At 62.0% G+C, this 26,616-nt stretch carries 25 protein-coding genes; 9 read left to right on the top strand and 16 right to left on the bottom strand.

What is annotated here, in order from left to right:
• Positions 1-72 precede the first annotated feature (72 nt).
• Positions 73-825 (bottom strand): N-acetylmuramoyl-L-alanine amidase family protein, encoded by a 753-nt coding sequence (locus OCV80_RS09065; protein ID WP_158629685.1) that lies wholly within the window; start codon positions 823-825, stop codon positions 73-75.
• 150 nt (positions 826-975) lie between these two features.
• On the opposite strand from OCV80_RS09065, the gene OCV80_RS09060 reads away from it, so the two are divergent.
• Positions 976-1,197 (top strand): hypothetical protein, encoded by a 222-nt coding sequence (locus OCV80_RS09060; protein ID WP_136890781.1) that lies wholly within the window; start codon positions 976-978, stop codon positions 1,195-1,197.
• A gap of 3 nt (positions 1,198-1,200) precedes the next feature.
• Here the strand turns inward: OCV80_RS09060 and OCV80_RS09055 are convergent, their stop codons facing one another.
• Positions 1,201-1,977 (bottom strand): ZIP family metal transporter, encoded by a 777-nt coding sequence (locus OCV80_RS09055; RefSeq protein ID WP_021751549.1) that lies wholly within the window; start codon positions 1,975-1,977, stop codon positions 1,201-1,203.
• Between the two features lie 275 nt (positions 1,978-2,252).
• On the opposite strand from OCV80_RS09055, the gene OCV80_RS09050 reads away from it, so the two are divergent.
• Entirely contained in the window at positions 2,253-3,992 is a 1,740-nt protein-coding gene (locus OCV80_RS09050) for a S8 family serine peptidase (protein ID WP_249390784.1), read from the top strand.
• 95 nt (positions 3,993-4,087) lie between these two features.
• On the opposite strand, the gene OCV80_RS09045 is transcribed toward OCV80_RS09050, so the two are convergent.
• A complete protein-coding gene (locus OCV80_RS09045; RefSeq protein ID WP_025544520.1) occupies positions 4,088-4,915 on the bottom strand; it encodes a polysaccharide deacetylase family protein in 828 nt (275 codons plus the stop codon).
• A 139-nt stretch (positions 4,916-5,054) separates the two neighbouring features.
• On the opposite strand from OCV80_RS09045, the gene OCV80_RS09040 reads away from it, so the two are divergent.
• Entirely contained in the window at positions 5,055-5,381 is a 327-nt protein-coding gene (locus OCV80_RS09040; RefSeq protein WP_119311351.1) for a helix-turn-helix domain-containing protein, read from the top strand.
• Between the two features lie 179 nt (positions 5,382-5,560).
• Here OCV80_RS09040 and OCV80_RS09035 read toward each other — a convergent pair whose 3' ends face one another.
• The 4 genes from OCV80_RS09035 to OCV80_RS09020 form a co-directional block, all read right to left on the bottom strand.
• The gene (locus tag OCV80_RS09035) at positions 5,561-5,884 is read right to left on the bottom strand and encodes a hypothetical protein (RefSeq protein WP_021751485.1); all 324 of its coding nucleotides are present in this window, start codon (positions 5,882-5,884) and stop codon (positions 5,561-5,563) included.
• 13 nt (positions 5,885-5,897) lie between these two features.
• Positions 5,898-6,785 carry a 3-hydroxy-5-phosphonooxypentane-2,4-dione thiolase gene (lsrF, locus tag OCV80_RS09030; protein ID WP_119311352.1) on the bottom strand — a complete coding sequence of 296 codons (888 nt, stop codon included), beginning with the start codon at positions 6,783-6,785 and terminating at the stop codon, positions 5,898-5,900.
• Between the two features lie 5 nt (positions 6,786-6,790).
• Positions 6,791-7,789, bottom strand: a complete 999-nt coding sequence (locus OCV80_RS09025) for a dihydroxyacetone kinase subunit DhaK (RefSeq protein WP_021751487.1) — start codon at positions 7,787-7,789, stop codon at positions 6,791-6,793.
• 67 nt (positions 7,790-7,856) lie between these two features.
• Positions 7,857-8,465, bottom strand: a complete 609-nt coding sequence (locus OCV80_RS09020) for a DAK2 domain-containing protein (RefSeq protein ID WP_021751488.1) — start codon at positions 8,463-8,465, stop codon at positions 7,857-7,859.
• A 251-nt stretch (positions 8,466-8,716) separates the two neighbouring features.
• Between OCV80_RS09020 and OCV80_RS09015 the strand changes: the two genes are divergently transcribed.
• From OCV80_RS09015 to OCV80_RS08995, 5 genes are all read left to right on the top strand, one after another.
• Entirely contained in the window at positions 8,717-9,151 is a 435-nt protein-coding gene (locus OCV80_RS09015) for a MarR family winged helix-turn-helix transcriptional regulator (protein ID WP_021751489.1), read from the top strand.
• On the top strand, positions 9,144-10,508 hold the full coding sequence (locus OCV80_RS09010; RefSeq protein ID WP_025544515.1) for an MATE family efflux transporter: 1,365 nt from the start codon (positions 9,144-9,146) through the stop codon (positions 10,506-10,508). Before OCV80_RS09015 ends, OCV80_RS09010 begins: the two co-directional genes overlap by 8 nt.
• A 43-nt stretch (positions 10,509-10,551) precedes the next feature.
• Positions 10,552-11,931, top strand: a complete 1,380-nt coding sequence (locus OCV80_RS09005; protein WP_119311930.1) for an MATE family efflux transporter — start codon at positions 10,552-10,554, stop codon at positions 11,929-11,931.
• 44 nt (positions 11,932-11,975) lie between these two features.
• Positions 11,976-13,343 (top strand): MATE family efflux transporter, encoded by a 1,368-nt coding sequence (locus OCV80_RS09000; protein WP_021751492.1) that lies wholly within the window; start codon positions 11,976-11,978, stop codon positions 13,341-13,343.
• A 224-nt stretch (positions 13,344-13,567) separates the two neighbouring features.
• The gene (locus OCV80_RS08995) at positions 13,568-15,253 is read left to right on the top strand and encodes a cyclic-di-AMP receptor (protein ID WP_083491022.1); all 1,686 of its coding nucleotides are present in this window, start codon (positions 13,568-13,570) and stop codon (positions 15,251-15,253) included.
• Positions 15,254-15,348: 95 nt separating this feature from the next.
• Here OCV80_RS08995 and OCV80_RS08990 read toward each other — a convergent pair whose 3' ends face one another.
• The 9 genes from OCV80_RS08990 to OCV80_RS08950 all read right to left on the bottom strand — a co-directional run bounded on the left by OCV80_RS08990 (position 15,349) and on the right by OCV80_RS08950 (position 24,736).
• On the bottom strand, positions 15,349-16,299 hold the full coding sequence (locus OCV80_RS08990; protein WP_119311353.1) for an FAD:protein FMN transferase: 951 nt from the start codon (positions 16,297-16,299) through the stop codon (positions 15,349-15,351).
• Between the two features lie 27 nt (positions 16,300-16,326).
• Complete coding sequence (locus OCV80_RS08985) at positions 16,327-17,268, bottom strand: FMN-binding protein (protein WP_119311354.1); 942 nt, start codon at positions 17,266-17,268, stop codon at positions 16,327-16,329.
• Between the two features lie 12 nt (positions 17,269-17,280).
• Positions 17,281-18,276, bottom strand: coding sequence for a hypothetical protein (locus OCV80_RS08980; RefSeq protein WP_021751497.1), 996 nt, complete (start codon positions 18,274-18,276; stop codon positions 17,281-17,283).
• 28 nt (positions 18,277-18,304) lie between these two features.
• Positions 18,305-19,288 carry an ABC transporter ATP-binding protein gene (locus OCV80_RS08975; RefSeq protein WP_025544187.1) on the bottom strand — a complete coding sequence of 328 codons (984 nt, stop codon included), beginning with the start codon at positions 19,286-19,288 and terminating at the stop codon, positions 18,305-18,307.
• Positions 19,278-20,351, bottom strand: a complete 1,074-nt coding sequence (locus tag OCV80_RS08970) for an ABC transporter ATP-binding protein (RefSeq protein WP_021751499.1) — start codon at positions 20,349-20,351, stop codon at positions 19,278-19,280. The genes OCV80_RS08975 and OCV80_RS08970 overlap by 11 nt, the downstream gene beginning before the upstream one ends.
• Positions 20,352-20,367: 16 nt before the next feature.
• Positions 20,368-21,246, bottom strand: a complete 879-nt coding sequence (locus OCV80_RS08965) for an ABC transporter permease (protein ID WP_036631401.1) — start codon at positions 21,244-21,246, stop codon at positions 20,368-20,370.
• Between the two features lie 5 nt (positions 21,247-21,251).
• The gene (gene nikB, locus OCV80_RS08960) at positions 21,252-22,190 is read right to left on the bottom strand and encodes a nickel ABC transporter permease (protein ID WP_021751501.1); all 939 of its coding nucleotides are present in this window, start codon (positions 22,188-22,190) and stop codon (positions 21,252-21,254) included.
• Between the two features lie 87 nt (positions 22,191-22,277).
• Positions 22,278-23,816 carry an ABC transporter substrate-binding protein gene (locus tag OCV80_RS08955; RefSeq protein WP_025544188.1) on the bottom strand — a complete coding sequence of 513 codons (1,539 nt, stop codon included), beginning with the start codon at positions 23,814-23,816 and terminating at the stop codon, positions 22,278-22,280.
• A 71-nt stretch (positions 23,817-23,887) separates the two neighbouring features.
• Positions 23,888-24,736, bottom strand: a complete 849-nt coding sequence (locus OCV80_RS08950) for an FMN-binding protein (RefSeq protein WP_136890785.1) — start codon at positions 24,734-24,736, stop codon at positions 23,888-23,890.
• A 238-nt stretch (positions 24,737-24,974) separates the two neighbouring features.
• Between OCV80_RS08950 and OCV80_RS08945 the strand changes: the two genes are divergently transcribed.
• Entirely contained in the window at positions 24,975-25,883 is a 909-nt protein-coding gene (locus OCV80_RS08945; protein WP_025544191.1) for a LysR family transcriptional regulator, read from the top strand.
• Positions 25,884-26,616: the final 733 nt, after the last annotated feature.

The raw sequence follows: 26,616 nt of genomic DNA, 5'->3' as shown, positions 1-26,616 counted from the left end.
CCGAACAATGTCGAATTTCGTCGATTTACCCAAAGAAAATACAGGCCCCGCATATTCATACGGGGCCTGTGCTCAGACAAATCCTTCCAGCTTGGCGATCCGGTACTCCAGTACGGCGAACTGTCGGCGGGTCAGCGGCTGGTCCAACATCAGGTCTCCCTCCGCATTTCCCTGCATGATGCCGTTTTCCGTCAGCCAGTCCACGGCGGCCCTGGCTTCTGCCTGGTAGTCCGTCTCTTCTTCGGTCTCCACCCAGGGGATGCCCAAATACTCCAGAATTCCCTTGGCCTCTGCCACCGCCAGCTTCTGGCGGTAGTCGGCCTGCCCCAGCAGGGCAGCCTCCTCCCGGTTGGTGTGGAAGCCGTTTTCCAGCAGGACGGCCGGGGCCTTTGTGTGCTTCAGCACATAGAGCTCCGGATCGTACACAATCGGCGTGGATCGCACGGCGATGCCCGCCGCCCGCACCTGCTCCAGGATGTCCTGAGCCGCCCGCTCCCGGTCGCCGCCGGGGCCGTAGAGATAGACGCTCCACCCTTTGGCAGAGGACCAGCCGCCCCCAGCGGCGGCATTGCTGTGAAGGCTGACGAACAGGTCCAGGTCCGGGATGCTGTTGGCGATCTCACACCGTCTGGCCAGGCTTACTGCCCCGCCGCCAGTACGGGTCATGGTCACGGAGACGCCCCGGTCTGTGAGCAGCTTCTCCAGCCGCTTCCCCAGGTCCAGGGTGAATACATGCTCATAATAGGTCCCATCCGGACTCTTGTTGGCCAGATTGCCCGCGTCATGCCCTGGATCCAGGCAGATGTGCTTTTCTCGTTCGCTCAAATGCGTTTCCCCCCTCTGTACAGGCTCGGGGAACACAGGGCTCCCCTTCCAGTTTAGTGGAAGGGCGCCCGTCCTGTTCCCCCGCCGGGGTCTTTTCGGAGCGGGGCGCATATCATGGAGCAAAATCATCCGAAACAGGGAGGGGTCCCCATGCCTGCCGCTCTGATTAAACGTCTGAGCAATCTTCTCTGCGTCAAAAGTATTGTGACGCTGATCCTCACCGTTGTATTTGCCGACCTAGCCGTCACCGGCCGTATCTCCAGCCACGATTTTCTGACTGTCTTCTCCGTTGTTATCGCCTTCTATTTCGGCACGCAGAGCGAACGCCTCAGCGGACAGCTGGAGAAAGACACCGGACAGAAATTGTCCTGACCGTCATCCCAGGGCCACGTCCAGCACCATCATCACGCTGAAGCCCGCAGCAAAGGCCAGCACACCGATGTGGGAGTGGCGTCCCTGGGACATCTCCGGAATCATCTCCTCCACCACCACATAAAGCATGGCCCCTGCGGCAAAGCCCAGCAGATACGGCAGGGCGGGCACCAGCAGCTCCGCCGCCAGGATCGTCACCAGGGCGCCGATGGGCTCCACAACGCCGGATAGCACGCCTCCGGCGAAGGCCCGGAGCTTCCCCTCGCCCTCCGCCCGCAGGGGCATGGAGACGATGGCTCCCTCCGGGAAATTCTGGACAGCGATGCCCAGGGAAAGCGCCAGCACGCCCATAGCAGTGATCTCCGTGTCCCCTGCCAGATATCCGGCGCAGACCACGCCCACCGCCATCCCCTCCGGAATGTTGTGGAGCGTTACCGCCAGCACCATCATGGTGGTCCGGCGCAGCCGGCTGGAGGGGCCCTCCGGCTGCGCGCTGCCCCAATGCAGATGGGGAATGATATGGTCCAGCGCCAGCAGGAACAGAAAGCCGAGCCAGAGGCCTGCGGCGGCCGGTGCAAAGGACCACTTTCCCAGCTCCTCCGACCGCTCAATAGCCGGGATCAGCAGGCTCCAAACCGACGCCGCCGTCATCACCCCTGCCGCGAAGCCCGTCAGCCCCTTCTGCAGGCCGTCCGACATCGCCTTTTTCATAAAGAACACGCTCGCCGCGCCCAGGGAGGTGCCCAGGAACGGGAGCAGGAGTCCGTATAATGCTTCCATAATCCATCCTTTCTCATCTTGTGTCCGGAATCAGTATCCATGCGTTCAGAATACCGGATTCCCGCACCGGTGTCAAATTCATTTTCCCACCGGATGGCCTTTCACAAATCCGGAAAATCGCTGCCGCTCTGGACAGCAGGGAGCAAGTCTGCTATGCTTGACACAGGGGACAGGCTGCCGGATGGCTCCGTTTCCCCTCATTTCAGGCTCATTTTAGCTTTTGGGTGTACCATGGTCCCATCATCAGAGAACCATCCCGGAATAGGAGGAACGCCATGAGGGTCTCTCACCATGTAAAACGGTCGGTGTGCCTGCTGCTCTCCCTGCTTCTGCTGGCGCAGGGCATGACCCTGGGCGCAGCCGCTGTGGGCACCGATTCCGTCCCGGCGGGGACATCCGTTCTGGAGCCCGCCGCATACCCCGACAGTGAGGTTCTGGTCCTGTATGAGGACGGCAGGACCGAGGTGGTCGTCTACGAGGACGCCGCCTCCCTGGAGGAGGGGCTGCCGCAGCTGGCCCGGCAGGAGGGTGTGGCGCTGGTCCAGCCCAACTACACATACACAAGCACCGCTCTCTCCACCACAGACCCGCTGCTGGCGGAGCAGTGGGCCCTGTATAACGACGGCAGCTTCCAACTGGAGGAGCAGGAGAACCCCTATCCGGTCTTCAATGATCCCTTTGCACTCCCCTCCGCCCCGTGGCAGTGGATTGCCCCCTGGTGGATGCAGTCCGATGCATCCGCCGGGAGCACCGGAACCGTGCAGGCCGCGGCCGGCGTGGACATCGGCGCGGAGGATGCCTGGGCCCTGTACGACGGCGGAAGCCGGGATGTGGTGGTGGCCCTGGTGGACACCGGCATCGACTACACCCACGCTGATCTGGAGGGCCGCATCTGGGTGAACGAAGACGAGATCCCCGGCAACGGGGTAGACGACGACGGAAACGGCTATATCGACGATGTCTACGGCTGGAATTTCTACTCCGGCAGCAATCAGGTCTATACGGGCAGTGAGGACAGCCACGGCACCCACGGCGCGGGCACCATCGCCGCCCATGCGGACAACGGCATCGGGATCGCCGGCATCGTCCGGAGCGACCACGTCAAAGTCATGGCAGTCAAGGCTCTGGGCGGGTGGGACGGCAGCGGCTCCACGGCGTCCATCATCCGGGCCATTCAGTACGCGGAGGCCAACGGAGCCCGGATCTGCAACCTGAGCCTGGGCTCTTCCAGAAACGACCCCGCGCTGTACCGCACCATCGCGGCGTCGGATATGCTGTTCGTAGTGGCAGCCGGCAACGACGGCGCCGACCTGGAGCTTGCCCCCAGCTACCCGGCCAGCTACCACTTGGATAACCTCATTACCGTGGCGAACCTCCGATACGACGGTAACCTGGATCCTACCTCCAGCTACGGCGCCTCCTCTGTGGACCTAGCCGCCCCCGGCACCCATATTTTAAGCACCACCCCCGGGAATTCATACAGTTACATGACAGGAACCTCCATGGCGGCGCCTATGGTCAGTGCTGCGGCGGCCATGCTCTACTCCCAGTTTCCGGATGCCACGCTGGCCGACGTGAAGGACATCCTGCTATCCTCCGTCCAAAAGCTGGACAGCCTCACCGGCCTGACGGCTACCGGCGGGATGCTGGACCTGGGTGCCGCCATGGCATCCGGGGCCGCGGCCCAGAAGGGGCGGACCTGGACGGAGCCGGACCTGGCGGCCTATACCGACAGTCCGCCCATTCTCTCCCTGTCTCTCTTCCAGTGGAGGGGGCAGCAGTATCTGACCGTTCAAGTCCAGGATCCGGACGGCGACTTCCGCTCCGCCGCTTATGCCGCCGGGACATACACGGCAGCGAATTTCCAGGGCGGCGCCGCGGGGACGCCCCTCCCCTTGAATGCGTGGGGGGCCGCCACCTTGCTGGTGCGCAATGGCGGACCTTATACCTTTTACGCGGTGGACCTGGCCGGCAATGAGACGGTCCGCACAGTGGATCTGCCCCGGAGCCCCTGAGGGCGGCCCGCCGCCAACTCCATCCCCGGTCAAAAGGACTCCGCAGGCTGTGCCTGCGGAGTCCTTTTTCCTGCTCCGGAAAAGCGGCCCCTCCATCAGTCCTTCAGAATGTCCTCCAGTTCCCTGTCCATCGTCACGGTCATGCGTGGCAGCTCATGCAGTCCCTTCCCCAAGTCGGCTGTGCCGTGTCTGGTGACCGCAGTGACCGGGAACAGCTCATGCACAAATGCCTCCGCGTCCGGCTCGGTAATGCCGAAGGGATAGGCGAAGAAGGTGACGGGCTGGCCCACCTCCTGGGCAATGCGGTCATGGCTCTTCTGAATATCCCCCAGCACCCTGGCCTCAAAGGCACTGTCCGACTCCTCCGGATCCCTTTGGATGCCGTTGATGCCGCCCGGGTCAAAGTTTCCGCCCAGATCTCCCAGATTGTGGAGCGAATAGGCATGGGACCCGATCTCTACCAGGCCGGAGTCTGCCATCTCCCGGCACATATCCCAGCTGAGGAAGTTGTCAGCGGACACGTCCTGCATATACACCATAATAGAGACCACGGCTTTCATCTGGTATGCCTGAAGCAGCGGGAAGAGCAGCTCGTAGTTGCTCCGGTATCCGTCGTCAAAGGTGATGAGAAGGGGTTTTTCCGGCAGCGGCTCTCCCCCTGCCAACTCCCGCGGCAGCACAGTGTGGTAGCCATGTTCCGTCAGCCAGCGCAGGTCCTGTTCCATACGGCTCACGGTGATGGTCATATCGTTGCACGGCTCACCGTCCTCCACGATATGGTGGTACATCAGCACCGGGAGGGCCCGGTCCGCCGGAATGGGCATCTGCCACACTCCCCTGGCATAGAGATAGACGGCTCCCGCCGTGAAGCAGAGCGCCGCTGCGGCGGCCACTCCCAGGATTCCCACCCGAATTTTTTTCATCTGTCTGTCATCTCCCATGTGTTGGCGCTGCGGCGTATACCCTTAGAAAATTCGCAAATATTATTTTATCAGATTAAGTTAAAATGTCAATTCATTAAATGAAAAGATTATCTTTGCTAGGATGTTTTAGGGTGATTACATGCCTTTGGATTATGCTGCGATTGGTGGCCGGCTGCAGGCGCGGCGAAAGGAACTGGGGATCACACAGGAGGACGCGGCGGAACGGGCCGGCATTACTGTGGTCTACCTGTCCAAAATTGAAAACGGACGGGTGCATCCGACGCTGGACCTGCTGGACAGGCTCTGCTGTGTTCTGGAATACGACCTTGCCCGAGCCTTCACCGGCGTCCAGACGACCTCTCCCGACTACGGTCAGGAGCAGGTGCTGCGGCTTTTCAACGCCTGTGCGCCGCGTGTCAAGCCTGTTGTTCTGCATCTGCTGGAGCAGCTGGCAACCTTAACGTGAGCAGAAGCGGGAAAAGTATGCACCATGTCTGTCCCGCAAAAAAGCGGCGCCCCGGCGGAATATTCCGCCGGGGCGCCGCTCTGGTTTTTTCCAAGTCTGTGCCGGATACCCTCCATTCCCTGCGGGGTGGCGGCAAGGGACCAGCCTCCGCACACTGGCGGAGGCCGGTGTTGAAGCCGTTATGTTTCCTCGTACAGCTCAATGATGGCGTCATCCAGGGTGATGAACGCCAGTCGGACCGTATCGCTGAGGGTCTCCGGCCCGAAAATCACCTGCTGGGCCTCCTTCAGATAGGGGTCCATGTTATCCACCTTGTAGGCCACGTGGGGCTGTTTGGAAAGGATCTCCGGGAACCGGGTTCCCTCCTCAAATTTCAGGTATTCAATCTTGTAGTCGTAGGCATCCACGCTCTCATTGACCCAGAAGCCGCCCCACTCGTTGTAGACCATGTTGGGCTTTTTGTTCAGCACGGGGATCCCGATATGCATATACTCCGCTGCCATGGAAAACCTCCTGTCAGTTATCCTGGGCGGCCAACTCCTGATAGAACTGGAAGGCCTCCCGGTCAGTAAATTTCTCGTGCACGATCTTGGCCACCGCCCGGCACATGGCGGCGGGATGCTCACTCTGGAAGATGTTGCGGCCCATGTCCACGCCCCGGGCGCCGTCGGAGATGGCCCGGTAGGCCATGGTCAGGGCCTCGTCCTCCGGCAGCTTCTTGCCGCCGGCGATGACGATGGGCACGGGACAGGCGGCCACTACCTTCTCAAAGTCATCGCAGTAGTAGGTCTTGACGAAGGACGCCCCCAGCTCTGCCAGCATCCGGGCGGCCAGCAGGAAATACTGGGTGGTGCGGGCCATCTCCTTGCCCACGGCGGTGACGCCCAGAACAGGGATGCCGTACCGTTCCCCGGCGTCCACGGCGCGGCACAGGGTCTCCAGGGACCGGGCCTCGCCCGCCCCGCCGATGAAGCACTGGATGGCCACGGCGGAGGCATTCATGCGGATGGCGGCCTCCATATCGGCACCCACGCCGTTGCCGGTGCTCATGTCGTCGATGAGCACACTGGCGTCATGGGTGGCCCGGAGGCAGATGGCATTGTGGACCGTGGGGGGGATGCAGGAGCGGATGGCCCCCCGGGTGGCCATGAGCACGTCCGCGTACCGGCACAGAGGGGCGATGGTCACGTCCATGCGCTCCAGGCCCGCAGTGGCCCCCATGATATAGCCGTGGTCAAAGGCCAGCATCACCGTGTTGCCGCTCTTGGGATTGAACAGGTGGGAGAGCCGATTCTTGGCTCCCCAGTCCCCGTGGCCCAGGCCCTTGGCGAAGAAGCCCTGCTCCGGGGCAGGCACGTCCAGATGGTAGTCGTGGGCGGTCTTGTTTCCGATTGCGTCTGGCATAGCGCTTACTCCTTACTGAACGCCGGGGTGCGGCAGGGGGTGTTCCACAGACGGAGCATCTCCTCGTCCCACTTGGCGATGTTCATCTGAAAGCCTGCGGCCTCCTGGACGGTGAGGATCTCACCCACCATGCTGGCCACGACCTCGATGCCCTTGGCCTTCAGGAACTCCACAGTGTCCTTGAACAGCACCAGCATCTCCATCATGGTGGTGGCGCCGCAGCCGTTAATCATCACAAAGGTCTTGTCCCCGGGCTTCAGGTCCAGGGCCTTGCACAGGGCCTCGGCCACGGTGGCCACGGTATCCTTGGAGGACATCATGGGCACCCGGACGCCGCCGCCCTCGCCGTGTTGGCCGGCGCCGATCTCCATCAGGTCGGTCTCTCCCAGGTCGCCGAAGGACATGCCGTTCTGGGGATGGGTGGCATCGGTGGACTTGACGGTGATGGAGGCCATGTTGTCCGCGTAATGTTGAGCGATCTCCGCTACCTCCTCCAGAGTCTTGCCCTCCCGTGCGGCGGCCGCGGCGATGTGGTACAGCGCCACCGCGCCGGCCAGCCCCCGCTTGTTGTCCTCGCCGTTGGGGTCGTACCGGATCTCCTCGCCGGTGACCACCTGACGCACATTGAGGCCGGCCTTCCTGGCCAGCTTCATGGCCTGCTTGCCCGCCAGCTGGTCGCCGGCGTAGTTCAGGGTCAGCAGCAGCACGCCGTGGCCCTTGTCCGCCATCTTCATGGCATCAAACACCAGCTGGCCGTTGGGGGCGGCGAAGATATCACCCACCGCCTGGATGTCCAGCATACCCTTGCCCACAAAACCGGCCTGGGCGGGCTCATGGCCGGAGCCGCCGTAGGTGACGATGGTCACCCGGTCGGCATTGGCCAGATCCTTACTGATGACCAGGTGGCCGTCCACATTCAGAATGTCCGGATAGGCCAGACCCAGGCCCACCAGCTCTTCGTCGGTGACCGTCTCCGGCGCGTTCATGAACTTCTTCATTTTCATACAGCATTCCTCCAGTGATATTTAAGTGGTGCATTGCCAATCCCGCTCCTGCGGGTGGAACAACAGGTTATTCCCGGGCCAGCCCCTGGAAGAACCAGGACATGGATACGGCGCCCGCGTCCGGGGTGCCGATGGTCTTGGTCCCGTAACTCTTGGCCCGGCCGAATTTGGAGACATACTGCTTCGTAGCCTCCGCCCCCTGGGCGGCGGCCTGGGCCGCGGCATCGAACAGCTCGTCCGCGCTGTCTCCTGTATAGGCCGCGACGGCTTCGCTGGCGGGGATCAGGGCATCCATCATAGTCTTGTCCCCCACCTTGGCGCCGGACATATCTTCCAGCTCCTCCAGGGCCTTGGCGAAGATGGCCTTGAGGCCCGCCACGTCGATCTCCTCCCCCTCTGGGGCCTCCTCCTGCAAGCCGTCCAGCCAGGTGTTCCACAGGGGGACGGCGCTGCCGCCGTTCAGGGTCATAACGGCCATGGCCGCGTCATCCAGCATGGACTGGATCCCCCCCTCGGCGGCGTCCACTGCTTCGGAGATAGCCCCGGCAATCTTCGCCATGGTCAGGCCGTGATCCGCGTCCCCAAATTTGGAATCGATCTCCGTCAGCTCCGCCTCAGCGGCGGTCACAGCGGCGCAGGCGTTTTTCAGGCGCGCCGCAAATTCAGCTCTTGTCATGTGATATCGGCCCCCTCTTTTGACAAAATAAACAAATTTTGGAAGACATCTTTATTCTAACATAGTCATTTCGCTTTTTCAAGGCGCATCGCCCCTCTTTTCTCCCGGCCAGCAGGGACTCTCCGACGGCCTTTCCACCCCGCCCTTCATTGACGGACAGAATTCCCTATTTTGTGTGTTTTGTATATGGATTTCCCATGGCGATTCTTGTAAAATACAATTGTTGAAAAATGCAACGATAGGAGAATGGTATGCCGAATCGGATCGAGATGTTTCGCCGCCTGGAGCGACAGTATTTTCGGGACAGGCTTGGCACCCTGGGCCTGCAGCAGCTGGACGGCATGATCCTGCACCTGCTGGGGCGGGAGGGCCACATGCGGCAGGAGGACCTGGCCGTCCAGCTGGCGGTGGACAAGGGGGCTGTGGCCCGGAGCCTGGCCCGTCTGGAAAAGCGCGGCCTGGTGGAGCGGCAGGTGAGCGCCCGGTGCCGCCGGGAGAAGCATGTCTCTCTGACTCCCGCGGGGGAGGGCGCATATCAGGGCGTCCAGCGGATTCTGGAGGAGTGGGGGCATGTCAAATACCAGGGCTTCACCCCTGAGGAGCGCGCCCTGAACGAGGCGTTTCTGACCCGCATTGCGGAGAATGTGATCGAATTTTGTCGAGGAGAGGGAAGTGAACATGGTTAAGAATCTGACGGAGGGCAGACCGCTGAATCTGCTGTTTTTCTTTGCCCTGCCCATGGTGGCGGGCAATCTGTTCCAGCAGCTCTACAATATGGTGGACACCGCGGTGGTGGGAAAATTTGTGGGCGAAGACGCAGTGGCGGCCGTGGGCTCCTCCTTCCCCATCGTGTTTTTGTCGGTGGCCGTGGCCTCCGGACTGTCCATGGGCTGTACGGTGGTGGTGTCCCAGCTGTTCGGTGCCGGGCGCATCCATGAGATGAAGACCACCATCTCCACCGCCATCATCTCTCTGGGCGTCCTGGGGCTCCTCATCATGGGCCTGGGAACGCTGCTGGCCGGTCCCCTGCTGCAGCTGCTGGGCACGGACCCGGATATCATGGCCGACTCCCGGACGTATCTGCAGATCTATTTCGGCGGCGCGGTCTTCCTGTTCCTCTACAACACTCTCAACGGCATCTATAACGCCCAGGGGGACAGCAAGACGCCCCTGATCTTCCTGATGATCTCCAGCCTGACAAACATCGTGCTGGACCTGCTGTTCGTTATCCGCTTCGGCATGGGCGTGGCTGGCGTGGCGTGGGCCACGCTGATCGCCCAGGGCCTCTGCGCCGTGGCCTCCCTGCTGGTGTTGCTCCGCCGGATGCGGCGGATGCCCTGCGAGCCGGAAAAACAGGGCGTGAAGCTGCCCCTCTTCCACATGGTGGCGGTGAAGCGTATCGCCCAGATCGGCCTGCCCTCCATGCTCCAGCAGTCTCTGGTGTCCCTCTCCATGATGATGATGCAGGGTCTGGTCAACTCCTTCGGCAAAGTACTGGTGGCCGGATACACTGCTGCCACGAAGATCGACTCCCTGGCCATGCTGCCCAACATGAACATCTCCAACGCCATGTCCAGCTTCACGGCCCAAAACATCGGTGCAGGCAAGTACGAGCGGGTCAAGGAGGGCCTGAAGGCCTGTCTGCTGATGGTGGCGGTATTCTCTCTGCTGATCACCGTCATCATCTTCCTCTTCGGAAACCAGCTGCTATCCCTGTTCCTGGACCCGGGGGACGCCTCGGGCGCCATGGGCTACGGTCTGGCCTATATGCACACAGTCTCCCTCTTCTATATCCTGATGGGCCTGCTGTTCGTCCCCAACGGGATGCTGCGGGGCGCGGGTGACATGGCAGCCTTCACCTTCAGCTCCATGGCCAACCTGTTCTCCCGGGTGGGCATCGCCTACGCACTGGTGTATCTCACCCCGCTGGGGGCCAACGCCATCTGGTGGTCCATCCCCGCCGGCTGGCTGATCGGCGCGGCGGTCTCCCTGCTCCGGGTCAAGAGTGGAAAGTGGATGCGCAAGGCTGTGGCCGACCGCTGACCCTCGCAGGCGGTCTATTTCAGGAATCGCAGGTGCTGTGGATATGAACAGGAAACAGAATCTGGAGGTCTTTGCGAAGACACCCGTCCGAAAGGCCGTGCTGCTGCAGATAGTCCCGGCCGTGGCCAGTCAGATGGTCACGCTGGTCTACAATCTGGCGGACACCTACTTTGTGGGGATGTTGAACGCCCCCCATGAAACCGCGGCCGTCACTGTGGCCTATCCCTCCTTTCTGATGCTGACCGCCATTTCCAACCTCTTCGGCGTGGGCGGGGCCAGCGCCATCGCCCGGGCCCTGGGCCGTCAGGACGAGGAGGGCGCCCGGCGGATCGCCGCTGTCTCTCTGGCCGGCGGCCTGCTGTCCGCCCTGCTCTTCTCCGCGGTGTTCCGACTGCTGGCCGATCCCGTGCTGCACCTGTGCGGCGCCACCGAGGCTACCTATGCTGCTGCCTACGGATACGCCAAATGGGTCGTCATACTGGGCGGCCCCTTCACCATTCTCAACACCCTCCTGGCGAATCTGGTCCGGGCGGAGGGCGGCGCCGGAGCCGCCGCCTTCGGGGTCTCCTTCGGCGGCGTCCTGAATATCCTGCTGGACCCGCTGTTCGTCCTGCCCCAGTTCCTGGGCCTGGGCGCGGTGGGCGCGGGCATGGCCACGGCCCTCTCCAACGGGGCGGCGGTGGCCTGTTTTGCCGTCTATCTGGTCCGCCGCCGGGGCGCCACCTATTTGAACCTGCTGCCGGCGAATCTGCGGTATGCCGCCCAGTACCTGCGCCCCATTCTGGCCATCGGCTTCCCCTCCGCCCTGCAGTATGCGCTGACAGTGGTGGCCACCGCTGCCCAGGCCGACTTTGTATCCCAATACCCCACAGAGGCGGTGGCGGCCCTGGGCATCGTAAAAAAACTGGACCAGCTGCCCCTGTATTTCTCCATCGGTGTCTCCAACGGACTTCTGCCGCTGCTGGCCTATAACCACGCTGCCGGGAATCACCATCGGCGTGCGCAGGCCTTCCGGATAGGGAGCCTGATGTCCTTTGGCTTCGCCGTGCTGTGTCTGGTCTGCTATGAGGCGTTTGCCACCCCCCTGGTCTCCCTGTTCATTGCCGATGCTGCGACAGTCCGCTATGGGGCCGTGTTCCTGCGGTGCATGGTGACGGCAATGCCCATGATGGCCCTGTGCTATCCCATGATCATCCAGTTCCAGGCCATGGGCAGGGCCAGGGAGTCCCTGGTCTGCTCGATCCTGCGCAAGGGTGTACTGGACATTCCGCTGCTCTATCTCATGGACGCGCTCTTTCCCCTGTACGGCTGTATGTGGGTGCAGCCCATCGTGGACGCCATCTCGCTGGCCGCAGCCCTGTGGTTTTACCGGGCCATCCAAAGGGGGAGCGCGGCGGGCGGAACGGCCCCAGCCGGGGCCTGAAACCGGCGTGAGCAAAACGGAACTGTAAGGAGGAGAACGAATCCGTGGCAAGCAAGGAGCACGATTTTTCCGTCGGCAGCATTCCCCGCAACATCATTTCGCTGGCGCTGCCCATGACGGCTGCCCAGCTCATCAACGTGCTGTACAGCGTGGTGGACCGCATCTACCTGGGGCGGCTCCCCGGGCATCTGGCTCTGACGGGCCTGGGGCTGACGCTGCCCATCATCTCCATCGTGATGGGCTTTGCCAACCTGTGCGGCACGGGGGGCGCCCCCCTGTGCTCCATCTACCGGGGCAAGGGCGAGGAGGAAGAGGCCGAGCGGATCATGGGCAACGCCTTCACCCTTCTGCTGATTTTCGGCGCCGCTGTCACAGGGGTGTTCCTGCTGTTCCGGCATCCCCTGCTCTACCTGTTCGGCGCCAGTGACGCCACCTATCCCTATGCCGAGGCGTACATGACCATCTATCTGCTGGGGACCGTCTTTGTCATGATCGGCCTGGGGATGAATCCCTTCATCACGTCTCAGGGCTTCGGCCGCACCGGGATGATGACCGTGGGCCTGGGGGCGGTGGTCAACATCGTGCTGGATCCGGTCTTCATCTTCGCCCTGGACATGGGGGTGCGGGGCGCGGCGCTGGCCACCGTAATCGCCCAGGGCTGCTCCGCCGTGTGGGTACTGAAATTCCTCACCGGGCGGAAGGCCATCCTGCGGCTCCGCCTGCGGAATCTGGCGCTGGGCGCCGGGCGGGTGAAATCCATCGTGGCCCTGGGCCTGTCCGGCTTCTTCATGAATCTCACCAACAGTCTGGTGCAGGTGGTGTGCAACGCCACGCTCCAGGCATACGGCGGCGACCTGTACGTAGGCGTGATGACCATCATCAACTCCCTGCGGGAGGTGTTCTTCATGCCGGTGCAGGGGCTCACCAACGGCGCCCAGCCGGTCACCGGGTACAACTACGGCGCCGGCCGATACAGCCGCGTCCGGAGCTCCATCCGCTTCAGCGTGGCGGTGACGGTTGGTTACGCCGCTGTCTTCTGGGCCGCCGCCATGTTGTTCCCCGGGCTTTTGATCCGGGTCTTCAACAGTGAGCCGGAGGTGGTGGCTGCCGGCATCCCCGCCCTGCGCATTTACTTCTGCCTGTTTATCCCCATGTCCCTCCAAATGGCGGGGCAGGGTGTGTTCGTGAGCCTGGGGCGCTCCAAGCAGGCGGTTTTCTTCTCTCTGCTGCGCAAAGCCATCATCAATGCGCCGCTGACGGTCGTTCTGCCTATCTGGATGGGCACCACCGGCGTATTCACAGCCGAGGCCATCTCCCAGCTGGTAGGCGGCCTGGCCTGCAGCCTCACCATGTATTTCACCGTGTACCGTCCCCTGGGCCGCCTGCCGGACCGCCCGCCGGAGAACATCTGAGACCCGGTTGCCGCGCCGTTGTTCCCTCTCTTACTCCCACAGACTCGCAAGAAAAAGCGGAGGCGCTTTTGGAGGTTTTTCCAAAAGCGCCTCCTCTGCCTGTTCCGGCCCCCTGCGCGTCTTGACAAACAGTTCCGGCCCGGCTATAATCTTCCCCGCAAGTCCCGGCCGCCCCTCTGCGGGAGGTTGGAAGATCCCGAACCTGTTAGGAGCACCGCCATATCATGAGAGCATCCTCTGCATACAGCCTCTTTGATACAGAGAGTGTCTGGGCCATCCTGATGCGGATCGCGCCTCCGGTCATGCTGGCCCAGCTGATCCAGGCCATGTACAACATCGTGGACAGCTATTTTGTGGGCCAGTTCTCCAGTGACGGCCTCACCGCCCTCTCCATCGTCTACCCTGTTCAACTGATCGTCACCGCCATCGCTGTCGGCACCGGCGTGGGCGTCAATACCCTGATGTCCCGGTACGACGGCCAGGGGAACCACCACCTAGCCGACCGGACCGCCGGAACAGGGACGGTCCTGGCGCTGATCAGTTGGCTGATCTTCGCCGTATTGAGCGGCCTGCTGATGCGCCCCTTTGCCGCGATCTCCACGGAGTCCTCCTCCGTGGCGGACCTTGCCGTGACATACGGTACCATCGTCTGCGTGGGCAGTCCGGGTGTGTTTCTGGAGAGTACCTGGAGCAAGGTCCACCAAGCCCGCGGCAACATGCGCCTGCCCATGTTGGCCCAGATCGCCGGCGCCGCGGCCAATATCGTGCTGGACCCGATTCTGATCTTCGGCCTTGGCCCGGCACCGGCGCTGGGAGTGGCCGGTGCCGCCTTTGCTACGGTGTCAGGCCAGGTGCTGGCGGCGCTCATTGTTGTCTCCGGATTCCGGAAGCCGCCCCCCATCCGGGTGTTCCGCTCCTATGCGGCCAAGATCTACCGGTTGGGATTTCCCTCCATCTTCATGCAGCTTCTGTTCACGGTCTATATCATGGCCCTGAACATGATCCTGGCCGGCTTTTCCGATGACGCCGTGACGGTCCTGGGCCTGTATTACAAGGTGCAGTCCTTCTTCTTCATCCCCCTCTCCGGACTCCAGACCTGCATCGTCCCCCTGCTGAGCTATACATACGCCAAGGGTGCCTACGGCCGCTGCCGCCGGGTGGTGAAGAACTCCGTCCTGCTGGCCATGTCCTTCATGCTGGTGGGGATCGCCTGCTTCGAGCTGATCCCGGAACAGCTGCTGCGCATTTTCACCGCGGAGCCCGCGGTCCTGGAGATCGGCGTCCAAGCCTTCCACATCATCGGCATCAGCTTTCTGCCCGCCGTGCCCTCCCTGATCCTGCCGGTCTTTTTCCAGGCCATCGGGGCGGCGCTGCCCAGCGTCCTGCTCTCCCTGACCAGGCAGATCTTCTGCCTGATTCCCGTATTCTGGCTCTTCTCCAGGATCGATCTGGCCTACACGTGGCTGGCCTTTCCCATTGCGGAAGTCGTGACCGGAACGCTGGGCCTGTGCTTCTATCTCCACCGCATCCACATCTGGGACCGCTGCAAGGGCGCGGCCCTGAAACCCGAACGCAAAGGAGCGACTGCCATGAAACTCATCACCGCCATCGTCAACAGACGGGACACCAGCGAGGTCTGCGCCGCCCTGACAGACGCCGGCTTTTACTTCACCCGCATGGCCTCCACCGGTGGTTTTCTCACCGGCGGCAACTCCACGCTGCTGATCGGCACAGAGGAGGACCGGGTGCCCCAGGCCATCGCCATCATCCGCCAGAACTGCTCCCGCCGGACGGAGAAGATCTCCTCCAACGTGCAGCTGGCCACGCCCTCTGCGGCCTATCCCACGGAGGTGACCGTAGGCGGTGCCACGCTGTTCGTCTCCGATGTGACGCAGTTTGAAAAGATCTGAGCCGCCCGCCATATCCGGCGGCCGGGCACAAGCAGGACGAAGCGATCCCCCTCAGTGTGTGCACTGAGGGGGATCGCTTTTTGCATCAAGATCGATCAGGCAGGGGCGAACGCCGCGCCCGGAGACGCGGCCACAGTCCCATCCTCCCGTACGGCCACATATTCGATCATCTCGCCGCTGTCCCTGCGCAGCCGGTCCACCAGAACGCCGCCCTCCTCTTCCCCCAGGATGAAAAAGGCAGTGGAGAGCAGGTCTGTGTAAACAGGCCGCGAGGACAGGATGGAGACGCTCTTCAGTGTCAGCGGCATGGGGTACCCGGTCCGCGGGTCCAGCAGATGGTGGTACACGGTCCCATTCTTCTGGAAGCTGTGCTCATACCAGGAGGATGTGGCGATGCCCGCGTCCTGGAGCTGCACCGTCCCAAACACCGAGCCGGTGTTGTCCGGGTCCCGGATCGCCACCTTCCACGGCCGGGTCCCGCCCTGCGCGTCCTGGTGCGCGCCGATCACAAACAGGTTCCCGCCGTAGTCCAGCACGGCCTGCCGGACGCCGCCCTGCCGCAGGCGGTCCACGGTCAGACCCAGGGCGAAGCCCTTCCCGGCTGCGCCCGGATCCAAACCGATTCCAGAAAGATCAAACGTCACGGTCCGCGTATTCCGGTCCAGGCGGACGTGCTGATAGCCCACCCGGTCCAGCACCGCCCGGATGCGCTCCGCAGAGGGGATCCGGGGCGTCTGGGACAGAAAATCCCACAGCTTTACCACCGGCCCCACCGTGGGGTCGAATGCTCCGCTGGACAGGCGGCAGATCTCCAGGTTCTGCTCCAGGAAGGTGTACAGGGTCTCAGAGACCGGCACAGCCTCGCCGGGCCGGATGTCCCGGCAGAGCCTGGAAAGCTCTGAGTCGGGATCGAACATGCTGAGGGTGCGCTCCAGCCCGTGGGCCTCCTCCTCGCACTGCTCCAGCAGCTGCTCCCCGTCCTCCGGGATTTCCGCCGCGATGCGGCAGAGGGTGTCGTACGCCAAAAATGCGCGGGTATGCTCCATAACGGTTTTCCTTTCCGGTTCTTGTCTTTACTGGAAAACGCCGTCCTTGCGCATCTCCTCCAGGACAACCTTGGCCATCCGCAGGTAGTTGATGAACGCAGGATACATCGGCCGGTTCTTGGGATCCATATCCAGATGCGCATGGTCTGGGTTGGGATTGTCCCAGATCATGCCCATATCCCGTCCGGCGGCGTGGGGCAGGCCGGTCAGATCCAGCATGTTCTGGGTGGCGCAGACCTTCAGGTTCAGGTTGTCCATCTGGGTGCGGAAGCCCACCAGGAAGGCGTGGCGGTCCCAGCCGGAGGGGAACGGATCCTCATAGGCGGGGCAGTCGTATTTGGACTGGCGGTAGTACTTTTTCAGCTCGGGGTGGACGATGTCCTCCTCGTTGTCTGCGAAGATCTCGTCAAAGCGGCAGGAGCGGATCCTGCCGTTCTCCACCACCACCTTCAGCCAGCCGGTGAGGCCGTAGCCATAGTCCTCGGAATAGCTGTACAGCTTCTTGGAGGAGGGCTCGTCCAGCTCCTTGTCCAGCTTGGCCGCGAAGGTCAGCAGCTTCTTCACGCTGCCGGAGGCGCTGGCCACCAGATCGAAGTCTCCGCTCAGGCTCTGTTTCTCCAGCATCTGCTGCTCCACGTACTGCATACCCATGGTCAGCACGGAGCCGGCCTTCTGCATCCGGGGCTTCGTGTACTGCCAGAAGCTGTAGCTGGAGCGGCGCTTGGAGATGCCCTGGTACAGGTGGTTGTAATAGGAGGGAGCCGTGATCTCATTGAGCTCCACAAAGATCAGCTTGCCGTCGGCCTTCACCGCCTCCACAATGCCCAGGTGACCCGGATCGGCGGGAAACTCCCCCTCTACGCCGGGATAGTAGGGCGGGAACCGTTCCTCGATCCGATAGTAGTCACCCTTCAGCATCCCCTTGGGGGGCTGGACGGACCAGACGGGCTTCTTTCCTGCGTTATCCATGTTCGTTCCTCCTTACTTCACGGCACCGTCCTTGACCATCTCGTCGTGAACGATCTTGGCCAGGCGCAGATAGTTGTTCCACACGGGAGAGCGGGGCCGGGTGACAGAACGGGCGGTGGCGTCGCTGTTGGAGACGAGTGCCACATCGTCCTTGTGGGGCTTGTCCCACACCACGCCCATGTCCGGGCCCTCCACGCAGGGCAGTCCGGTGATATCGAACATATCCTGTGTTTCGCAGACCTTCTTGTTGATGGCATCGGACTGGTCCTTGAAGCACACCAGCCAGGCGTGGCGGTCCCAGCCGGAGGGGAACGGGTCCTCATAGGTAGTGGAGAAATACTTGGACTGACGGTAGAACTGCTTCAGGTCGTCGTAAACAATATCTTTGGTGTGGTCGGCGAAGATCTCATCGTAGAAGCACCTGACGATCTTGCCGTCCTCCACCACCACCTGGAGCCAGCCGGTGATACCGTAGCCGTAATCCTCGGTGTAGCCGTAGTACCGCTGCTTCTTGTGGTTGGAGTCCTTCCGCTGAGCGGACACGTCGTCCTTCAGGCCGATCATGTTCTTCATGGAGAAGGAGGCACCGGTCAGTAGGTCATAGTCAGCGTCCAGGTCCTGCTTTTCCAGGATCTGGTCCTCCACATATTTGAAGCCGTTGGCCAGCACCCGCCCATAGGCCACGCTGCGGCGCTTGTCATGGAAGTCCTGGAAGAACTGGAACTCCGTGCGGCGCTTGCTGACATTCTGGAAGTGGCGGACATAGTAGTTGCCCATGGTAGTCTCGTTGAACTCGGCGAAGGCGATCTTGCCGTCGTCGTCAAACACCACGTCCAGCTCGCCCTTGTGGCCGGGGTCGCCCCAGCGGCCGCTGTACCGCAGCTCGGCGTGATAGTAATCGCCCTTGACCAGGCCCTTGTACTGGGGCTGCGCCGTCCAGTCGATCAGCTCGCTCTCGTTGTCCTCATGCCAGGGGCCCAGCCCCAGCCATCTCGTCTTGTCAATCATGTCAAATTCCTCCTTATGATTCTGTCCGTCACTTGGACGGGGTTTGCTCTTCCAGGGCGCCGGCCCGGCAGCAGGCGCAGAAGTGGCCGCTGCCGAAGTCCCGCAGCGCCAGGTCCCGGCCGGTGCAGCCCTCCCGGGCGTACAGGCAGCGTTTGGCAAAGCGGCAGCCCGGCTCCGGGTCAATAGGGCTTTGAAGTTCGCCGATGAGCTTCACCCGCTGCATTTTCTGCCGGCTGCTGGGGATGGGAATGGCAGACAGCAGAGCCTGGGAATAGGGATGCAGTGGCTGGCGGAACAGCTCCGCGGAATCCGCTGTCTCCACCAACTGGCCCAGGTACATCACCGCGATCTTATCGGAGAAGAACTTCACCACCGACAAGTCATGGGTGATAAAGAGATAGGTCAGGTGGAACTCCGCCTGCAGATCCTTCAGCAGGTTCAGGACCTGGGCCTGGATGGACACGTCCAGCGAGGACACCGGCTCGTCGCAGACGATGAACTGGGGCTGCAGGGACAGCGCCCGGGCGATGCCCACCCGCTGGCGGCGGCCGCCGTCCAGCTCGTGGGGATAGGCGTTGAACAGCCGGGCGGAGAGGCCCACCACGTCCATCAGCCGGGAGACCTCCTTATCCAGCTCCGCACGGCTTTGGGCCTTTGCGTGAATCCGCAGCGGTTCCCCGATGATCTCCCCAATGGACATCCGGGGGTTCAGGGAGGAGAACGGGTCCTGGAAGATGATCTGCAGATCCTTGCGCAGGTCGTGAAGCTGCTTCTTATTCATCTTGCAGATGTCCTGTCCGTTGAACAAGATCTCGCCGCTGGTGGACTGGTGCAGGCCCAAGATCAGCCGTCCGATGGTGGACTTGCCGCAGCCGGACTCCCCCACCAGGCCCAGCGTCTCGCCTCTCCGAATGGAAAAGTTGACGCCGTCCACCGCATGAAGGGTGCCGGTGGGGCTTTTGAAATACTTCTTCAGGTCCCGGACTTCCAGGATGATATCCTTATCTGCCATGTCGCACCTCCTCCATCAGTTCGGGGGATTCGAAAACGCCCTGGTGGGCCAGGCAGCGCACCATCTGGGTGCCGCCGACGCCGGTCATCTCCGGCTTGCGGGTACGGCAGGCCCCCGTTGCGTAGGGGCACCGGGGTGCAAAGGCGCAGCCCTCCGGCAGCTCCGTGGGGTCCGGCATCTGGCCCTGGATGGGCTTGAGCTTCTCCGCCGTCTCATCCAGAGACGGGATGGAGCCGAAGAGGCCGATGGTGTAGGGATGATGGGGGTGGTCAAACACCTCCGCGATGGTGCCGCTCTCTACGATCTCACCGGCATACATGATAGCCACCCGGTCGCAGACCTGGGCCACGACGCCCAGGTCGTGGGTAATCAGCAGCAGGGAGGTACGGAGCTTTTCCTTCAGCTCGTTCATCAGTTCCAGCACCTGGGCCTGGATGGTCACGTCCAGGGCGGTGGTGGGCTCGTCCGCCAGAATCAGCTCCGGCGAGCAGGCGATGCTCATGGCGATGACCACCCGCTGCTTCATGCCGCCGGAAAACTGGTGGGGATACTCGTCATAGCGGGCCCGGGGGATGCCCACCATCTCCAGCATATCGCCGGCCTTTCTCCGGCCCTCCTCCTTGCTGCACTTTTCATGCTGGTGGATGACCTCCGCGATCTGATCGCCCACGGAGTAGACCGGGTTCAGGCTGGTCATAGGGTCCTGGAAAATCACCGAGATCTTGCTGCCGCGGATCTCCCGCAGACGGGCGGGCTTGGCCTGGAGCATATCCTCGCCCTCGAACCAGATCTCGCCGCCCATGATCTTTCCCGGCGGGTCCGCGATGAGCCGCAGGACCGACAGGGCCGTGGTGGTCTTGCCGGCGCCGGTCTCGCCCACCAGACCCAGGCTCTCGCCCTTTCCGATGGTCAGGTCCAGGCCGTTGACGGCGTAGACCACGTCCTCGTCGGTGTGGTACTCCACCCGCAGGCCGCGGATATCCAGCAGGGCCTCCGGGGCCTGCGCGGAGGGGATGGGCTCCGTCTCTGGCAAAGCGGTCTTGTGCTGCTTGTTCTCTTCCATGTGGCGTCCTCCCTCCTCAGTTCTTCAGCTTGGGGTCCAGGGCATCCCGCAGGCCGTCTCCCAGCAGGTTCAGGGAGAGGATGGTCAACATGATGGCAAAGCCCGGGAACGCGCACACCCACCAGGCCGCCCGGAAATACTGCCGGCCGGTGCTGACCATAGAACCCCACTCCGGCGTGGGCGGGCTGATGCCCAGGCCGATGAAGCTGAGGCTGGCGATAGCCAGGATGGACCCGGCGATAGACAGCGTGGCCTGCACAATGATGGGGGCCATGCAGTTGGGCAGGATGTGCTTGAGGATGATGCGCTTGTCGCTGGCGCCGATGGCGCGGGCCGCCTCGATGTACTCCTCGTTCTTGATGGTCAGAACGGCGGAGCGGACGATCCGGGCAAAGGGCGGGATGTTGGAGATGCTGATGGCCAGCATCATATTCGTGACGCTGGTGCCCATGGCGGACACCAGGGCGATGGACAGCAGGATGCTGGGGATCGCCAGGAAGATGTCCATGACACGCATGATGACATCGTCTACCCGGCGGCTGCCGTAACCGGCGATGGCCCCCAGCAGGCCGCCCACCACTGTGGCAATGGCGATGGTGGCAAAGGCCACCGGCAGGGAGATCCGGGCGCCGTGGACGATCCGGGCCAGGATGTCGCGGCCCACCTCGTCGGTGCCCAGCCAGTGCTCGACGGAGGGGGGCTGGAGCTTCAGGGATGCGTTCTGCTGAATCACCAGCGTCTCGTAGTCAAAAAACACATCGGCAAAGACGGCGAAGAAGATGATGACGGCCAGAATGATGAGTCCCAGAACGGCCATCTTGTTTTTCTTCAGGCGGCGCCATACTGCGGCGGCCTGGGACTTTTTCTTGTTCTTGTTTTTCACTTTCCCAGTCATCCGCATCACCTCTTTGCCGTTTTGTACTGGGCCCGGATTCTAGGGTCCAGGAATGCGTACAGGATATCAATGCACAGATTGATGATGGTGAACATCGTGGCCAGCACCAATACGCAGGCCACCACCACGGGCGTGTCCTTCAGGCCGATGCAGTCCACCAGCAGCCGGCCGATGCCGGGCCAGGAGAACACCGTCTCCACCAGCACTGCGCCGCCCAGAGAGAAGCCGAATTGCAGTCCCACTGTGGTGACAATGGGAATCATGGCGTTGCGCAGAGCGTGGCGGATGGTGATGACGCTCTCTTTCAGGCCCTTTGCCCGTGCGGTGCGGATGTAGTCCTGCCGGATCGTCTCCAGCATGGAGGAGCGGGTCATGCGGGTGATCATCGCCAGGGAGTTGGCGCTGAGGGTGACGGCCGGCAGCACCAGAGCGCCCCAGGTCTCAAAGTTGGAGGATGGGAACCACCCCAGCCCCGCTGCGAAGATCACGATCAGCATCAGCCCCAGCCAGAAGTTCGGCATGGAGACGCCGAACAGAGCGCCCACCATGGAAATGTTGTCCACCGCCGAATACTGATGGGTGGCGGAGATCACGCCCAGGGGAATTCCGATCAGAATGGCAAAAAGCATGGCGCAGGCCGACAGCAGGATGGTATTGGGCAGCCGGGCGGCGATCTCCGCCGCCACCGGGTTGCCGGTGCTGTATGAGGTACCGAAGTCACCGTGGACCGCGTTGATGATAAACCGGCCGTACTGGACCAGGAAGGGATCATCCAGGCCCAGCTCCTCCTGCATGGCGGCGTAGGATTCCTCGGAGTAGTTGTCGCCCAGCATCATCTGCACCGGGTCGCCGGGGGTGAAGCTCAGGATCGTATAAACGATGAAGCTGACACCCAGCAGCACCGGAATCAGCATGAGCAGCCGTTTGAGAATAAAACGGTACATCTGTCACTCTCCTTTTCCATAACGCAAATTCGCGCAAGCGGACGGCGGCTTTTGCCGCCGCCCGCTCACTGGAATGCCTGAATGCGCTTATTCAAAATAGGTGCCGTTGATGTAGTGGGACTTGCCCGGATACAGGCCGAATCCCTTCACATTGGACTGCATACCGGCGTTCAGGTGCTCCACCGCCATGGGGACCAGGGGCGCGGCCTCCGCCACTTTGCTCTGGATCTCCGCATACAGCTCCATGGCGTGCTCGGTGTCGGTGGTGGTGCTGGCCTCATCGATCAAGGCGTCCACCTCAGGCGTGGTCCAGAAGCAGCGGTTGCCGGAGGGCCCCAGAGCCTCCGTGTGGTACATGGACCGCAGCATGGAGTCGGGGTCAATGGAGGTCTTGGACATGATGAACATATCATGGGCGCCGTTGCCGGTCTCAGACTGGAACTGTCCGCTCTCCAGGGTCTTGACCTCGGCGTTGATCCCCACCTGGCGCAGCTGCTCCTGAATGACCACGGCGGAGTCCCGCATCACCTGGGTATCGGAGCACCAGAGAGTGGTGGAGAAGCCGTCAGGATAGCCGGCCTCGGCCAGCAGCTCCTTGGCCTTCTCCACGTTGCAGGAGTAGTCGGAGCAGTCGGAGACGTAGCCGTCCACACTGGGGGGCAGCATGGTGTAGTTGGCGGGTGTGGCCTCGCCGCTGAACACCAGGTCGATGTAGCCCTGGGGGTCCAGCGCGTAGGCGACGGCCTGCCGGACCTTCTCGTTGTCAAAGGGCGCCTTCTGCACGTTCATGCCCACATACCACACGGTGGTGCTGGGGGAGGTGAGGGTGGTGACGGACGCGTTGTCCGCCAGGCTCTCCAGGTCGGTGATGCCCAGGTCATAGGCCAGGTCCACCTCGCCGGTCTCCAGGCCAATGGTGCGGTTCAGCGCCTCGGGAATCGTGCGGAAGATGACGCGCTTGACGGCCGGAGCGCCGCCCCAGTAGTCCTCAAAGGCCTCCAGGACCACGTCGCCGCCCAGCTCCCAGGAGACGAACTTGAAGGGGCCGGTGCCCACGGGGTTCTTGTTGAACTCCTCCGCGCTGGTGTCCGCGCTCTTGCAGATGATGGAGGCCGCGTCCAGGCTCAGGCGGTACAGCAGCGCGTTGAAGGGCGCGGAGGTCTTGATGGTGACGGTGTAGTCGTCATCACAGGTGATGCTCTCGATGATGAGGTAGTTGTAATTCACGCCGGGGTTTGCGATGCAGCGCTCCAGGCTGTACTTGACATCCTCGGAGGTCATCTCCTCCCCGTTGTGGAACTTGACGCCCTGGCGCAGATGGAACACGGTGGTGGTATCGTCGATAACCTCCCAGCTCTCCGCCAGGCCCGGCACTAGGTTCATGTCGTTGTCCATCATCACCAGACGGTCAAACATCTGGGTGGTGACACGATAGGTCCCGATGGAGGCCTGCACCATGGGATCCATGTAGGTGGGGGACTCTGGGATAGCAACGATCAGGGTATCCTTGGCGCCATCGTCGGAACCGTCCGTGGTCGTCGAGCTGGAACCGGTGGGGCCACAGCCGGCCAGCATCCCGCAGAGCAGGAACATTGCGGTGAACAGTGCGAAAACTCTCTTCTTCATCGTACTCCTCCTGACGTGGTGGTGATATATTTCTGAAACCGCCCCCGGCGGTCACATTCCTGATTGTGTGCTCAGCGCAGGCCGTCGGCCGCCAGAGCATCCTCCATCCGCCTCGCCAGCTCCAGATAGTTGTCCCATTCCTTCGCTCGCTTGGGCTCCTCCGTGAAGGGGAGCCCGGTCAGGTCGGTGAGGCTCTGGGTCTCCAGCACCCGGGCGCTGAGCAGGTCGAAGATGCTGTTGAACCCGGCCCCGATGGTGGAGATGTAGTCCGGGCAGTGATATTTGGACTGCCGGTAATAGGGCTTGAGCTCCGGGTCCTCAATCTCCTCCTGCCGGTCGGCAAAGATCTCGTCGTAGGCGCAGGAGATGATCTTTCCCGCCTCCAGCACGATCTGCAAGCGCCCGGTGACGCCGGGCTCCACCGCCTGGGACAGGCCGTAATACACCTGGCCGGAGGGCTTGTCCAGCCGCCCCGCGATCTCCTCTGCCAGTGGGAGCATAGACCGCTTGATGCTGTTGGAGGCGCCGGTGAGCAGGTCAAACTCGCCTGTGAGGCGGTTCTCCGCCACCATCTGCTCTTCCAGATGGGTCAGGCCGTTTACCAGCACCACGCCGGACTTGGCGGTCCGCTCCTTGGTGGCCTGCAGAAAGCCGTAGTCGGACAGCCGCTTGGAAACGCCCTGGTACCGTCTGATGTAATAGGTGGGGTTGTTAATCTCGTTAAACTCCACCATCTGCAGGGTTCCGTCCCGCCGGACCACTTCCAGAATGCCGTGATACCCCTTGTCCCCCGGGAAATGCGGGGCAAACCAATTCTCAGCCCGGTAATAGTCTCCCTTTACCAGCCCCATAGGTGGCTGCACCGTCCAGAACAGCCGGTCCAGCACGTCAACGGACTTTTCGCGCTTCTTCTCTTCCATGCCTCTCTTCCTTTCCCTCATTTTGATCCGCATTCCACCGCCGGGTGCGGATCTTGTATTCTTTGAAAATTGGCGCTATAATGATTGATAAAATCTGAACGCCCCTCTGACCGGGCGCCTTTGTTTTGCCTGTTACGATTATAACATGCTCCCCTGGCTGTCGGATTATAGGGGATTTTGTTAAGCCTTCGCTATTTGGGATTAGGTCCCTCCGCCGTTTTGAGAAAGAGAGCGCGACATGAACACAGAACACCTCGTCTATATCCTGGAGGCGTACAAGTGCGGCTCCGTCAACAAAGCCGCCCGAAACTGCTATATCTCCCAGTCCCATCTCAGCACCATCATCAAGAACGTGGAACAGGAGATCGGCTATCCCCTGTTTCACAGGACGGCCAACGGCATCACCGCTACGCCGGAGGGACTGATTTTCATGAGCCACGCTGAGAAGATCGTCACCGAGCGCAATAATATCCAGAAGATCCCGCAATCCATGTCCGAGAGCGACAGCCTCTCCATCATTTGCGCCCGCTCCGCCTTTGTGCTCCAGTGTTTCTTTGATTACAAAAACTGCTTCCCCAACCTGAACAGGACCCACGACAAATTTCTGGAGGCCGGCCTCCGGGAAAATCTGAAAAACGTCGTGGCCCAGAACTGCAGGCTGGGCATCCTGGTGCTGTTCGAGCAGGTCATCCCCAAGTACATGGATCTGGCGGACCAGTACAATCTGGAGATGACGGTCCTCCAGCGCTCCATTCCCGTCACCGCGCTGATGTCCAAGTCCCATCCACTGGCCAACTCTTCCCGTGTCTCGCTCAAGGATCTCACAGGGTATCCGTTCATCGCCGACGCGCACATCGATCCGGACGATACGCTGGACGTGCTGGGACTCCAGAGCCACACAGACCTGCTGTACATCTGCGACCGCGGCACGATCTTCGACGCGGTCCGCAAAGGCAATTACATCGCCATCGGCATCAGCATTCCGGAGGAGGATGCCCGGCGGATGAACTGCGTCTGCTGTCCCATCGCGGACGGCGCTCCCATGGCCGTGGCCCTGCTGCATTCCCGGACATTTACGCTCCGCCCCAGAGAGAAGCACTTCATTCGCTATCTGACTGACCGCCTGCACAAGCGCTATTCCGGATAAACGGCGTGCCGCCTCCCACAGGGCAGTTTGTCCGCATCGGCGTGTGTCCCTGTTGGTGCGATGGCTCCAAACATTGCCGACAGCGTGTGCAGGAACGCCTTTTGCACGCATCTTGCCGCAAAGATTTAAAACCCCCAGGAACTGCTGCGCAGCGGTCCCTGGGGGTTTTAAATAGCGGCTGACTTCATTCTCGTTATATCCAATGCCGTGGGCTCAATTGGGTAATTTCCCGTATGTTTTTTCAATCAGAGTCCTGCAAGGGGAATAAAAGGCGTCTGCCAGGAGACAGCCGCCGCAATCTGCCGTCGCTGACCGCTGTTCCGCCTGTTTCAAGGGCTTCTGCGGCTGCTGGCACCGCTGCTGTGAGCGGTTCTCCGCAGACTCACGGCTTCTTTGTGCGCGGGAGCAGAGCGCCTCCCTGCCGGTCAAGGGCCCGGGAGCCGTGCCCGCGACAGACAGCTGCTCCCGGCCTCAGCCTCTCCGGCTCGTTTTCAAAAAATTCATGAACCGTTCACGAGGCAAACATAGATGAGGCCATCCGGGAGTAGTATACTTCCAAAAGTATAGACGAGATCGTCTGTAAAATCCTCAGGCAGTAGCCGCCGCGGGTTGCAAACCTGACGGCGTGTGTCCGGTCCCATACCGGCGCGGAATTGGTCGGACGTCAAAATGGCCTGTCCGTCCGGACGTTTTCCCGCTGCCCGCCCGGGTGTCTCCCTGGTTCCGGGTTTTG

The sequence above is a fragment of the Oscillibacter acetigenes genome (assembly GCF_025567605.1).
Classification (GTDB): domain Bacteria; phylum Bacillota; class Clostridia; order Oscillospirales; family Oscillospiraceae; genus Oscillibacter; species Oscillibacter welbionis.
The sequence above is the reverse complement of the archived record's forward strand: the minus strand, read 5'-3'. Positions and strand labels throughout refer to the sequence as shown.